The sequence below is a fragment of the Chryseobacterium sp. KACC 21268 genome, from assembly GCA_028736075.1.
Taxonomy (GTDB): domain Bacteria; phylum Bacteroidota; class Bacteroidia; order Flavobacteriales; family Weeksellaceae; genus Epilithonimonas.
On sequence record CP117875.1, the window covers coordinates 180054 to 193267 of the forward strand.

Here is a 13214-nt window from a genome sequence, read left to right on the forward strand (position 1 = left end):
ATCCCGCTTTCCACTGCTACTCCTCGCGCCACCGCATTTCCCACATCTTGCTGTGGGGTATCCGTTGCAATCGGGGCTATGGGTTTGCGTTTCCAAATCACGGTAGATAAAAACTTCCACCTTCCAAACATCCATCTTCCATCCCATTGCCATTTCACAAAAAATATTATCTTTGGAAACATCGATTTTAAGAAATGGAAAACCAAAAATATACACCTACGAACAAAGTAAGAATCGTCACCGCAGCATCGTTATTCGACGGGCACGATGCGGCCATCAATATTATGCGCCGTGTAATCCAGGGAACAGGATGCGAAGTCATTCACCTTGGCCACGACAAATCTGCTGAAGAAGTAGTAAACACAGCGATTCAGGAAGATGCGAACGCCATTGCACTGACTTCATATCAAGGTGGTCACAACGAATATTTTAAATACATCTACGACCTTTTAAGAGAAAAAAACTCACCACAAATCAAAATTTTCGGTGGTGGTGGTGGTGTAATTCTGCCCGAAGAAATCGAAGATATTATGTCTTACGGAATCGACAGAATTTATTCTCCGGACGACGGCCGCGAACTTGGTCTTCAGGGAATGATCGACGATTTGGTGAAAAGATCAGACTTTGCAACTGGAAAAGAAGTGACTGCTGAAGATTTGGATAACATCAATTTCGAAAATTCTACAAGTATCGCAAAAATCATTTCTGCTGTTGAGAACTTCTCAGAAGAAAAACCGGATTTGGTAAAAGCCATCGACGAAAAATCTAAAGATTTAAATATTCCAATCATCGGGATTACAGGAACCGGTGGAGCCGGAAAATCTTCTTTGACAGATGAATTGGTAAGACGTTTCTTACGCTCAAATCCGGGTAAAAAGATTGCGATTATTTCCATAGACCCTTCAAAAAAGAAAACTGGAGGTGCACTTTTAGGTGACAGAATCCGTATGAACGCCATCAATGACCCAAGAGTTTATATGCGTTCGATGGCGACGAGGGAAAACAACGTTTCTGTTTCTCCATTTATTCATTCAGCATTAAATGTGTTGAAACTGGCTCATCCTGATGTTATCATTCTGGAAACTTCGGGTATCGGACAGTCAGGTTCGGAAGTTTCAGATTTTGCCGATGTTTCAATGTACGTGATGACGCCTGAATACGGAGCTTCAACGCAGTTGGAAAAAATCGATATGTTGGATTATGCAGACTTGGTTGCTTTAAATAAATCCGACAAACGTGGCGCGCTTGATGCACTTCAGGCTGTAAGAAAACAGTTTCAGAGAAACCATTTGTTGTGGGAAAGTCCGTTGGATGATATGCCGGTGTATGCGACAAAAGCATCTCAGTTCAATGACCACGGAACCACTGATTTATACAACAGATTAATTGAGAAAGTTAATGCTAAATATTCTGATTTAAATCTAAAAGGATTTGTTGAGCAGGAAGTTTCCGAAGACATCACGATTATTCCTCCAAAAAGAGTGCGTTATCTTTCTGAAATCGTTGAAAACAACAGACAGTACGATGCCAACGTTGAAAAACAGGCAGAATTAGCAAGAAAAATGTATCATATTGAAGGGGTGAAAAGTTTCCTTTCAAACGAAACTTTGGATGCTGAATATCAGAAGGCTGAAAAAGACCTTCAACAAGAGAACATCGACTTCCTGAAAAACTGGGATGACACGAAACAGGCTTTCAAAGCTGAGTTTTACTCTTATTTCGTTCGAGGAAAAGAAATCAAGGTGGAAACCTCAACAGAATCTTTATCTCATTTAAAAATTCCAAAAATATCTTTACCAAAATATACCGATTGGGGAGATTTGATTAAATGGAAAGGTCAGGAAAATCTTCCGGGCGGATTCCCTTACACCGCAGGAATTTATCCTTTTAAAAGAACTGGGGAAGACCCAACAAGAATGTTCGCAGGAGAAGGCGGACCTGAAAGAACGAACAGAAGATTCCATTACGTTTCTGCGGAAATGGATGCAAAACGTTTATCCACAGCGTTTGACTCCGTGACGTTATACGGACAGGACCCTGCTCTACCACCAGATATTTATGGTAAAATCGGAAATGCGGGAGTTTCTATCGCTACATTAGATGATGCGAAAAAATTGTATTCCGGATTTGATTTGGTAAATGCAATGACTTCCGTTTCAATGACCATCAACGGACCTGCGCCGATGTTGCTGGCTTTCTTTATGAACGCGGCCATCGACCAGAATGTTGAAAAATATATTGCTGAACATCAATTAGAAGCAAATGTTGAAAAAGCTTTAAAAGCAAAATTCGACGACAAAGGTTTGGAAAGACCAAAATACAATGGCGAATTACCACCATCAAATAATGGTTTAGGTTTAAAATTATTAGGCTTGACCGGAGACGAAGTGATCCCTGCGGAAGCTTATGCTGAGATTAAAGCTAAAACGATTGCAACCGTCCGTGGAACTGTTCAGGCAGATATTTTAAAAGAAGACCAGGCTCAGAATACCTGTATTTTCTCTACTGAATTTGCCTTGAGACTAATGGGTGACGTTCAGGAATATTTTATCACAGAAAAAGTGAGAAATTTCTACTCGGTTTCTATCTCCGGTTATCACATTGCAGAAGCAGGTGCGAATCCGGTTTCCCAGTTGGCATTTACATTGGCAAATGGTTTCACGTATGTTGAATATTATCTGTCAAGAGGAATGGACATCAACGATTTTGCACCGAACTTATCCTTCTTCTTCTCTAACGGTATCGACCCTGAATATTCAGTAATTGGACGTGTGGCGAGAAGAATCTGGGCAAAAGCAATGAAACTGAAATACGGTGCAGACGAGAGAAGCCAGATGCTGAAATATCACATTCAGACTTCAGGACGTTCGCTTCACGCTCAGGAAATTGATTTTAATGATATCAGAACAACGCTTCAGGCGCTTTACGCAATTTATGACAACTGTAATTCATTGCACACCAATGCTTATGACGAGGCGATTACCACTCCGACTGAGCAGTCTGTAAGAAGAGCGATGGCAATTCAGTTGATTATTAATAAAGAATTAGGTTTAGCGAAAAACGAAAACCCGCTCCAGGGTTCATTTATTATTGAAGAACTGACAGATTTAGTTGAAGAAGCTGTGTATGCAGAATTCGACAGAATCACAGAAAGAGGTGGCGTTTTGGGTGCGATGGAAACGATGTATCAGCGTTCAAAAATCCAGGAAGAATCGATGCATTACGAGTGGCTGAAACACACCGGAGAATATCCAATTATCGGTGTAAATACTTTTTTAGGAAAAGACGGTTCGCCAACGGTTCGCCCGGGAGAAGTCATCCGTTCGACCGAGGAAGAAAAGCAGGTGCAGATTGAAACCCTTCATAATTTCCAAAAATCGAATGAAGATAAATCTGAAGCTGCCCTGAAAACGCTTCAACACGCTGCCATCAATCAGCAGAATTTATTCAATGTGATGATGGATGCTGTGAAATACTGTTCGCTTGGGCAGATTACCAACGCTTTGTTTGAAGTGGGTGGGAAGTATAGAAGAAATATGTAATCCGTAGTCATATAGTTACTTTTTTGACCACACTTTAAAATTAATTTTCTAAAACATAAAATCTCTCAATAATTTGAGAGATTTTTTTCTTACTTTCGCTGCCAAAAATTATTTTATCATGAAAAAATTACTTTTACTTTTCTCATTCCTATTATTAGTAACTAGCTGTGTTCCGAAAGTCGCTTTATCTGCAGACTATTGGCAAAAACCAACAAAAGTAGGAATATTAATCAACGCAAATCCGCCGGCAAAATTCAAGGAAGGTTCTCAAGGTTTGTTGGATATGGCTGTTACGTCCGGAGATAAATACAAAGAAGCTCTCGACCTAATGGGGCAAAACATCCATCCAAAAGAAGAATTGACAGGAATCTATTCTGAAATTTTCAAAGCAAAAGGAAAAGAAGTCGTTATTATCGATGAAAAATTCGATTACAAAACAGCAAAGAAATTTGCAGGTGAAAAAGCTGAGGGGAAGAAATATTCTAACTATGATTTCAGTGATTTGAAAACAAAATACGGTGTTGACGAATTACTTTTTGTGAATGTCAACTATGGTTTTATGATTTCTTACTATGGGATGATTGAAACTGGTAAAATGGCGCACGCTGCAGTTGATACCAAAATCATTGACCTGAGCGACCAACACCTTATCCTTGCTAACCAGAATTTCAAAAATGAGGTTCTGAAAAAATGGAAGGACAATAATTATGAAAATTCCTTGCAAGGCGTAAGAACAGCCTTAGACAAAGTTGAAACAGAAGAAAAAGCAGTTTTCATTACTCAATAAAATTTAAAATCTCTCAAATCACTGGGAGATTTTTTTGTTAAAAAGCTGTCAATCCTATCTCAATTGCGGTTTCATTTTTGATAATATCCAAAACAATAAAATCAAATTATGAAACTCAAATCTCCCGAACCATTCTGGCTCGTCAAAGACGGCATCAAACATTCCTATCCTTCGCTGAGAGAAAATATAGAGACAGAGATCCTGATTATCGGCGGTGGGATCACAGGTTCTTTTCTCGCACATCAAATGATAAAAGACGGATTCGAAACTGTTTTGGTGGACCGACGAGAGATTGGAAATGGAAGTACGAGTGCAACAACCTCTATGTTGCAATATGAAATCGATGTTCCGCTTTTCGAACTCTCAGAAATGATCGGGAAAGAGGGCGCGGAAAAAGCGTATTGGGCGTGCTATGATTCCATCGATACTTTGGGAAAAGTGGCCAAGCAGATCAAATCTGAATGTGGTTTTAAGAAAAAGGAATCACTTTACTTTGCAGCTTTCAAAAAAGATGTTCCGAATTTGAAAAAGGAATTCGAAGCTAGAAAAGCAGCGAAGTTTCCAGTAAAATGGCTTTCGTCCGAGGAAATTAGCAAGCAGTTTAAAATTGAAAATACGTTTGGAGGAATTCTTTCCGAACAAGGCGGAAGCATCGATGCCTTTTGCCTGGCGCACGACATTCTTCATTATAATTATAAAAAAGGACTCCAAGTTTTTGATAAGACCGACATTATTAAATTCGATCATAAAAAGAATAGCGTCACCGCAACCACAGAGTTTGGAAATAAGATCAAAGCCAAGAAAGTGATCTTCTGCAACGGTTTCGAAAGTACAGAGATCATCAAAGATGATTTTGTAAATCTCCTATCAACTTACGCCATCGTTGGTGAACAAAACGAGAAAAACCACCAGGAACTAAATGACCTTTTGGTCTGGAATACGGCGGAACCTTACATTTACATGCGAACTACGGACGACAATCGGGTTTTGATCGGTGGTGAAGATGAGGAGTTTGTGAATGCCACAAAACGGGATTCTTTACTTATTGATAAAGAACAAAAACTCGTTAAAAAATTAAATAAATATTTGCCTGAAAACGATTTCCGAACGGATTTTGTCTGGGCAGGAACTTTCGGCGAAACCAAAGACGGATTGCCTTATATCGGCGAACATCCGGATTTCCCGAGCGCCTATTTCGTTTTGGGATTTGGAGGTAACGGAATTACTTTTTCGGTTATCGGAATGGAAATGGCTTCTCAATTTTTGAAAGGTAAAAAACACGAATTATCAAAATATTTCAAATTCCGAAGATAATCTTTGAGAAAATCTCGTATATCATTTTAATTTTTAACTTTGATTAAAACCATAGAATGATGAAAAACTTCGAAGATTACTTCTCCCAGTTTGATCCCGAAATCATAGACAAACTGGAAACCATCAGAACTGCGATCAGAAACGAAATCCCGGAAGGTGAAGAGTGCATCAAATACCTGATGCCCACATTCGTCTTTCAAGGTAAAAATATGATCCATTTCGCAGCGTTTACCAATCACATCGGACTTTATCCTGGTCCAGAGGCGATCTCATTCTACGAAAAGGATTTGTCAAATTACAAAACGTCGAAAGGCGCAATTCAGATTCCGTTGGATCAAGATGTTCCATTAGAATTAATTAAAAAAATCGTACAACACGGCAAGGAGCGAATTCTCAAAACCACAAAAACCACTAATAAATAGTGGCTGTTGAAAAATTAATTTCTATTGATCTTGATTTGATTTTTCTCTGTGGCGTTGATGATCTTTGAAATATCATCCGCTGTGAATTTCCCTGTCACATCCACGAAGATCGTTTCGTCTTTGTCATCTCTCACCGTGATGATCATTCGTTTGATGACGTCATTGGTTTGCTGTGCATTTAGGCTGATGAGATTTCCTTCTTGTTTCAAAGACATCCATTCTTCATAATTATTATTGGTCAGATATTTCTGAAACTCAGCTTTGACAGGCGTTGTAGAGCTTTCAACAATTAAAACCTTCACATCTTTGATCTTCTTTACCAGATCGATCACTTCTTGACTTTCACCATCTTCCTTCATCGCATTTTTCACGTAAGACCTTGCGAGAAACGTCGGAACATTGACGCTGAGATAAGTCGAATTATTTTTGAATCCTGGATTGTCGAAGAAATCGGTGTGAACTTTTCTGTGAGAGACCATACACGACTGTAGAAAAAAACCGACAACCGCTAAAATGATAATGTATAAGAATCGTAACATAATTTTAAGTTTTTAATTGATGGAATTAATGCTTGCACCAGTCACTTCCTGAGCAGATTTGGTCACTTTCGACGGATTTCCTTTGTATTGGATGGACGCTGCAGAACTTGCGCTGGCTGTAATGCTTTCCGTGGTATTGATTTTCACACTCGATCCTGACGATGCATCTACCACCGCAGACTTTGTCACAAAATCACCTGCAGAGACCGAACTTCCACTGCTTGCGCTGATGACGCTGGAGTTTGCTGTTCCTGATAACTTCAAAGAACTTCCGCTGCTTGCATCGATGGCAATCGATTTTGTATCCAGATTGATCTTCGCATTGGATCCAGATTCTACTTCCAAAGCACTGTTTGTAGAGATCTTGAAAGTTCCTGAGATCAACGAGCCCGAATTACAGCTGATCGCAAGTGTCGATTCGTTGATTGGCGTTATGGCCTTGAACGATGCTCCAGATTTGGTTACGAGTCTTGACAATTTCGGATTGGAAACCACCACTTTCAAATTATTGAAGTTCAAATTCTTCACACCTTTGTTTCTCACAAAGATCTTCAAAACACCGTTTTCCACTTCCGTCACTACATATTGTTGCTTGTCAGCTTCTGTTTTTACCGTTACATTTCGCGTTGGATTTTGACTGAATTCCACTTCTACACCTGACGACACTTCGATTCCATTAAATTCGGAAACCGTTCTCACACTTCCAACATTCGTATTGTTTGAAGTGATGGTTGAAACTGGATTTACCGAAGTTACATTCTGCGTTTCCGCCATTAGATTGCTGACATCATCCATCGAGATCTTTCCGTCCAGCATCATCAGAACCGAACTATCTTCTGACATAATATTGAGGATCAGATTGTCCATCACATTGGCCGAGATATCCTGCGCCATAAATTTGATCTTGTTGTCCCGGCTGTTCACAGTGACCAGTTCCTCATATTTCATATTCTTGAGAGAGGCTGCAATTTCTTTTTCGATCTTGCCAGATTGGAGAAGCATTTTCTGATCATTAGAATCTCCAGTTGCTGATTTGTTAGGTTTTTCCAGGATCAGCATTTTCAGTCCGTTCACTTTTCCGAGAAGTGGTTGGATCTTGCCTAATTCTGCATCATCGATTTTCAGATTGTTCAGAAGTTTGAACATCGGTTTCGCGATCTTGATCGAGGTCACACCTTCCGTATCCTGATAATGGTCGAAGAGTTCATTTAGTTTGTCCGACTGTCCAAAAATATTGGTTGACAGTAGAAATAGTACGAATAATATTGATATTTTTTTCATTTTGATATTTGTTTGCTTAAGGACAATGCAACGCCATTTTGATTAGATCTAGTTTGAAAACATTTTCGTTGGCAATCACATTTGATTTTAAAATTAATAATTAAGAATCCTATAAAAATCGACTTGATCTTTGGCAGATTCTGCGTGGTTTATGGTTTGGGTAACGTTACTTGCAAAATAATTAAAAGCATTCTCTGTAACCGCGATGGCTTCACCTTCATCATAAATTGGTTTTCCATTGATGATCACGTAGTTCGGGTTATAATCTGAGATAGATTCTGTCGGAACCTGGATCTGCTTTTGTTCTTTATTTGATTGATTTTCCTGTTGCGCCATCAGTTTCTCAAATTCTTTTCTGACAAGTTCCTTTACTACTTTTTCATTCGCAGTTTTGTCAACTTTCTGACTTTCCTGATTCGCTAAAATTGGTTTCGGCGTTGAGTTTTCTTCGATTGTTTCTTCAACTGGTACCACTGGATCTACAATTTCTTTCTTAGGAACATCCGGATTTTTAGCAATCATAGGTTCAATTTTCTGAGGCTGATTGAACATCCAAAACGCGCTGATTCCCATCAATAAAACCAAACTCGCTGCCATCCAATACATTTTGTAAGAGGTTTTCTTGATTGGAAGTGCCACTATTTTAGGTTCTTCTGTTTTCTTCAAGAAATCCTCGAAGCTGATATCCAGTTTTTCCTCTTTCTCTTCTTTCAAGAATGAGAAATATGGGTTATCGCTTTCATTTTTCAGGAACAATTCCTCTTCTGGCGTCAGCTCTTCGCCTTCAAAGAATTTAGATTCCCAATCCTTGTATCTGTCGGTTTTCATACGCATAGAGTTTGTTAATTGATTCTTTCACTTTTTGTCTTGCTCTCATCAGGTTTACGCGGACTGCATTTTCTTCCATTTCCATAATGCCCGCGATCTCTGAGATCTCATATTCTTCCACATCTTTCAGGTGAATGACCATCTTTTGTTTATCCGGCAGTTGGGAAATGAATCCCAAGATCTGCTCTTTCATATTATTGGTTTCGATCTGGTAAAGTTCCGAGGTGTGTTTTGTCTGGCTTGCAAATCCCAACTTCACTTCGTGGTGTTTCAGGCGGTTCAGACATTCATTTTTTACACTTCTCATCGCGAAACTTTTCAGATTCTCTACAACCAGGAGTTCTTCTTTCTTTTGCCAGAACTTCATCATCAGGTCCATTACCACATCTTCGGCTTCATCTGCGCTCATCAGAAATTTTTTCGCAAAACGGAACATCTCATTCTTGAGACTGTAAACCGTTGATTGAAATATTTCTTGAGTCATATTGATTCTTTTGATGTTTGAAATTCAAAGTTTTAAGTTTTGAATCCTTCTGAGTTCTTGGTTGTTTAAAAGTAAGACATTTGTAATGTAACAATTATTACATCAAATATAAAAAAAGAACGTTGATTATCAATAATGTATTGATAATCAATTTATTAATTTTTATTTTATTTAATATTAGAAATATATAATGAAACCCCTTCAGAGTTTGAAACTCTGAACGGGTTCTGAGAATCCAAACGCTAAAGATTCATAATAGAAGCTCAATCTGATCTAAGATAAATGTTGACGACTTGCGAAGCGCGCCCCGACTTGAATGGAGCTCTTTTTCTGGCATTGCGACGACAGAATTTCGATTGGAAGACTGAGCCTCAATCGCAATGACAGAAAAAAGCGGGAATGGAAGGCGGAAAAAGGCGCCCAAATAATTCTACAATTCTCCGTTGGCAGATGCTGCTGTATCTTTCTCATTGCCTCCTGCGGGATTCATCGTCTTGTTGAATTTTTCCAATTCTAAAGGAAAATCTTCAAACAATCCAGAAAGCGCTAAAGCAGAGTAAACTTTCCCTGAATATTTGTTTCCAATCGCGATGATTGTAACCTTCGATTTCAAAAGATGGGCAAAAACCGAATTGGTTCCGTGCCACCAACCATTATGATAAGTGAGTTTTTCGCCGTTGTCAAAATTTTTCATTCGGAAGCCTAAGCCGTAATTGTTGATTCCCTTCTTCTCGTTGCTGTAAGGTTCGAAGATTTTGGCTTCAAGTTCTGGTTTCAGGAAATCTTTGGAATATAAGGCTACGGAAAAATTAAGCAAATCTCTCGGCGTTGTGTAAACATTTTTATCACCATAGATCAGGTCCAGTTTATCTAATGGATAAAGTCTGTAGCCACTGAAAAATGACTGGGAAGCAGTAGGAATATCTTTCTTCTGGAAAATGTACGTGTGATTCATCTTCAAAGGTTTGAAGACGATCTCCTGCATTGCCTCTGGAAAAGGTGTTGCGGTGACTTTTTCAACGATCAAAGCGAGCAGCGCAAAGTTGGTGTTGCAGTACATAAATCCGGTATTGGAAATTCTTGCCAGATCTGGTTTATATTTGATCAGCATATCCAAGACATCCTGATTGGTAAGGAATTCTTTTTTAAGTTCTTCTGGCGCTGGTTTTATGCCCTGATCGAAATGTTCGTATTTTGGAAGTCCGCTTCTTTGTGACAAAAGACTGAAAACGGTAATATCAGTGTATGGGAATTTGGGGAAAAATTTGGTAAGGTTGTCTTCTAGTTTTAGTTTGCCAGCGTCGATCAGCTTCAGAACGGCCATTGCGGTCATCGTTTTGCTGACGGAAGCCACGTGAAGTGCTGTGTTCTCATCGATCGGCATTTGTTTGCCTTCTCTACCAAATCCTCGGTACTTTTCGAAGATGATCTTGTTTCCTTTTGCAACTAGGACGCCTCCACTCAGATCGCCTTGATCCCAAACTTTCTGATAATAATTATTGATCTGAGGAACGATTGAAGCCTGATCTGCTAAGGTTAACTCTTCTGGCGTGAACACTTTTTCTAGATCGACGTTCCCATAATTTGGAAATTTTGATTCCTCTACATTGTTTTCCTTCTCCGTTTTTTTGCTGCAAGAAACTATTGATAATACAACTAAAACCGGGGCAATTACTTTTCTAAAATTCATTATATCCAAACTTCTTTAAGTTTCGCAAGTTAACATAAAATGGAATTTTGACCGAGTAGAATTCTCTTAAGAAATGTTAAATAAAGCGCTGTAACTTTAAATTAATTTAAGATACTAGGCGGTAAAGTTTTCAATTATTTTATCTACAATCACCTGAGCCAATTTGATCTTGCTTTGATGTGTCCATCCGCCGATGTGTGGCGTAACAATCACTTTTTCAGAATCTAAAAGGAATTGCAAATCTTGATTTTCTACTTCGAGGTTTTCAAAAGAGGACTTTTCATATTCCAAAACGTCCAGACAAGCACCTAGAACTTTGCCAGCTTCAATCGCTTCTACTAAAGCTTTCGTTTTAAGATTTTTCCCACGGGCCGTATTGACAAAGTAGAAATTCTTTTCCATTTTTGAAATGAAGTTTTCATCGATCAAATAATTTGTTTCATTGGTCAAAGGAATGTGAAGGCTTAAAATATCGGCTCTTTTTTGAAGTTCCTCCAAGGAAACCTGCGTTGCAAATTCATCGGAAAGATTTGGCAAAATATCGTGGAAAATGACCTCAACACCAAAACCAGACAGTCTCTTAGCAGTTGCCTTTCCCATATTTCCGTAACCAATGATCCCAAAAGTTTTGCCTAGCAGTTCATCGCCTCGGTTTTCTTCACGTTTCCAAATCCCATTCTTCACCTCGTTGGAAGCGATGAATAGTCTGTTCATCAAGATCAACAACATCCCGACAACGTGTTCCGCCACAGAGTCGCGGTTGCCTTCCGGCGAATTGATCAGTTTTATGTTTAATTTTTCGGCAGTTTCGATATCAATATTTTCCATTCCTGCACCTACTCTAGCAATGAATTTGAGATGAGAAGCTTTGGTTAAGAAATTCTTATCCAATGGAATTCTGCTTCTGATAATGATGCCTTCGTAATCCTGGATCTTTTCCAACACCTCATCGTAAGTTGAAATGTGGTCTTCTTCTACCACAAAACCTTTGGCAGTAAGTTGTTCAGAAATGAGAGGATGATTTTTATCGAGCTGAAGGATTTTCATTGTATGTTGATAAAATTAGATGTAAAAAAAGGGCTAATGAAAGCCCGTTTATATTTGATGATTATTCTCCTAAGAACAATTTTTTGAGTTCTACAGAATCAGTCGGTTTCATTCTTCCGGAAAGGATCAGTGACAATTCTTTTCTTCTCAACGCTGCTTCATAGCGTTCTATTTCCAACTCTGTTTCCGGTTCTATGTGAGGAATTGGAATTGGTCTATTGAACTCATCAACTGCCACGAATGTGTAAATTCCTTCGTTCGTCTGAATTTTCGTCTGATTGATCGGATCATCCAACCAAACATCCACATAGATCTCCATCGACGTAGAAAAAGCTCTGGAAACTTTAGATTCCAAAACTACAATCCCACCTTCTGGAATCGGGTGATTGAAAGAAACGTGGTTTACAGAAGCTGTTACAACGCGTCTTTCGCAATGTCTGGTCGCTGAGATCGAAGCTGCGCGGTCCATTCTTGACAACAGCTCGCCTCCGAAAAGATTTCTTAATGAATTGGTTTCGTTGGGCAGGACGATATTCGTCATTACCGTAAGGCTATCTATTGGTTTTTTGGATTTTTGCATTCGTTGTTGGTTTTATACTATCTATTTTAGTTGAGTCTTGTTTGGCCACTGTCAGAACTTTCTTTGGTTCCGATTTCTTGACCACCTTTTGAGTCGGGATCTTTGATGATTTTCCAAATATTAATTGTTGATCTCCGAAAAAAAGCAGAGAAAAAATTCCTAATATCACAATCCCGAAGAATGTCCAAATGACATTTTTATTAAAGGCATAATGATCCGAAACAATGTTTTTCTTTGGAAAGGTCTTCTTCAAGGTTTGTAGGTTGATGGCTTCCAATCCGAACACATCATCTGCATCGTCCGTCATTTTAATGATCCTATTATCATTATCTAGTTTGAATTGACCTAGATTTTCCAGATAAAGATGATTGTCAGCCTGCAATTTTTGAAACCATTTCGCAATCTCATTCTTCAGATCCATCTGAACGATAAATAGATTGGAATTGGTCTCTTCGGCAATATATTTGGCAAGTTGATTATTTAACACCGATGGTTGGTACTGGAACTTCACGACCTCTTTTGGTGGTGTGATGATAGAATTTGCCGCATCGATCTTCGCAGATTCTTTGGTAAGTTCGAAAACGCCAAGATCTGGGACTTCTGCCTTGTGATGCTTCAGAAGATATTGATATATATGATGTTCAAAATTCATTTGGCACAAAACTACATAATTTTTGAGGTTGTAGAAAATATAAAAGGC

At 38.8% G+C, this 13214-nt stretch carries 12 protein-coding genes; 4 read left to right on the top strand and 8 right to left on the bottom strand.

Annotated elements, in window-relative coordinates:
- The first annotated feature begins 194 nt into the window (after positions 1–194).
- The 4 genes from PQ459_00930 (at position 195) to PQ459_00945 (ending at position 6065) form a co-directional block, all read left to right on the top strand.
- A complete protein-coding gene (locus tag PQ459_00930; GenBank protein WDF47059.1) occupies positions 195–3542 on the top strand; it encodes a methylmalonyl-CoA mutase family protein in 3348 nt (1115 codons plus the stop codon).
- A gap of 118 nt (positions 3543–3660) precedes the next feature.
- The gene (locus PQ459_00935) at positions 3661–4329 is read left to right on the top strand and encodes a hypothetical protein (protein WDF47060.1); all 669 of its coding nucleotides are present in this window, start codon (positions 3661–3663) and stop codon (positions 4327–4329) included.
- Between the two features lie 108 nt (positions 4330–4437).
- The gene (locus PQ459_00940; protein WDF47061.1) at positions 4438–5643 is read left to right on the top strand and encodes an FAD-binding oxidoreductase; all 1206 of its coding nucleotides are present in this window, start codon (positions 4438–4440) and stop codon (positions 5641–5643) included.
- A 56-nt stretch (positions 5644–5699) separates the two neighbouring features.
- Entirely contained in the window at positions 5700–6065 is a 366-nt protein-coding gene (locus PQ459_00945) for a DUF1801 domain-containing protein (GenBank protein WDF47062.1), read from the top strand.
- Between the two features lie 14 nt (positions 6066–6079).
- Here PQ459_00945 and PQ459_00950 read toward each other — a convergent pair whose 3' ends face one another.
- The 8 genes from PQ459_00950 to PQ459_00985 all read right to left on the bottom strand — a co-directional run bounded on the left by PQ459_00950 (position 6080) and on the right by PQ459_00985 (position 13166).
- Positions 6080–6604 carry a DUF4252 domain-containing protein gene (locus PQ459_00950; protein ID WDF47063.1) on the bottom strand — a complete coding sequence of 175 codons (525 nt, stop codon included), beginning with the start codon at positions 6602–6604 and terminating at the stop codon, positions 6080–6082.
- A 12-nt stretch (positions 6605–6616) separates the two neighbouring features.
- Complete coding sequence (locus tag PQ459_00955) at positions 6617–7885, bottom strand: DUF2807 domain-containing protein (protein ID WDF47064.1); 1269 nt, start codon at positions 7883–7885, stop codon at positions 6617–6619.
- A 93-nt stretch (positions 7886–7978) separates the two neighbouring features.
- Entirely contained in the window at positions 7979–8713 is a 735-nt protein-coding gene (locus tag PQ459_00960) for a hypothetical protein (protein ID WDF47065.1), read from the bottom strand.
- Positions 8679–9197 (bottom strand): sigma-70 family RNA polymerase sigma factor, encoded by a 519-nt coding sequence (locus PQ459_00965; GenBank protein ID WDF47066.1) that lies wholly within the window; start codon positions 9195–9197, stop codon positions 8679–8681. The genes PQ459_00960 and PQ459_00965 overlap by 35 nt, the downstream gene beginning before the upstream one ends.
- Positions 9198–9627: 430 nt before the next feature.
- A complete protein-coding gene (locus tag PQ459_00970) occupies positions 9628–10887 on the bottom strand; it encodes a serine hydrolase (GenBank protein ID WDF47067.1) in 1260 nt (419 codons plus the stop codon).
- A gap of 114 nt (positions 10888–11001) precedes the next feature.
- On the bottom strand, positions 11002–11934 hold the full coding sequence (locus tag PQ459_00975; protein ID WDF47068.1) for a 2-hydroxyacid dehydrogenase: 933 nt from the start codon (positions 11932–11934) through the stop codon (positions 11002–11004).
- A 61-nt stretch (positions 11935–11995) separates the two neighbouring features.
- Entirely contained in the window at positions 11996–12514 is a 519-nt protein-coding gene (locus tag PQ459_00980) for an acyl-CoA thioesterase (protein WDF47069.1), read from the bottom strand.
- Entirely contained in the window at positions 12486–13166 is a 681-nt protein-coding gene (locus PQ459_00985; GenBank protein ID WDF47070.1) for a hypothetical protein, read from the bottom strand. Before PQ459_00985 ends, PQ459_00980 begins: the two co-directional genes overlap by 29 nt.
- Between the last annotated feature and the right edge of the window lie 48 nt (positions 13167–13214).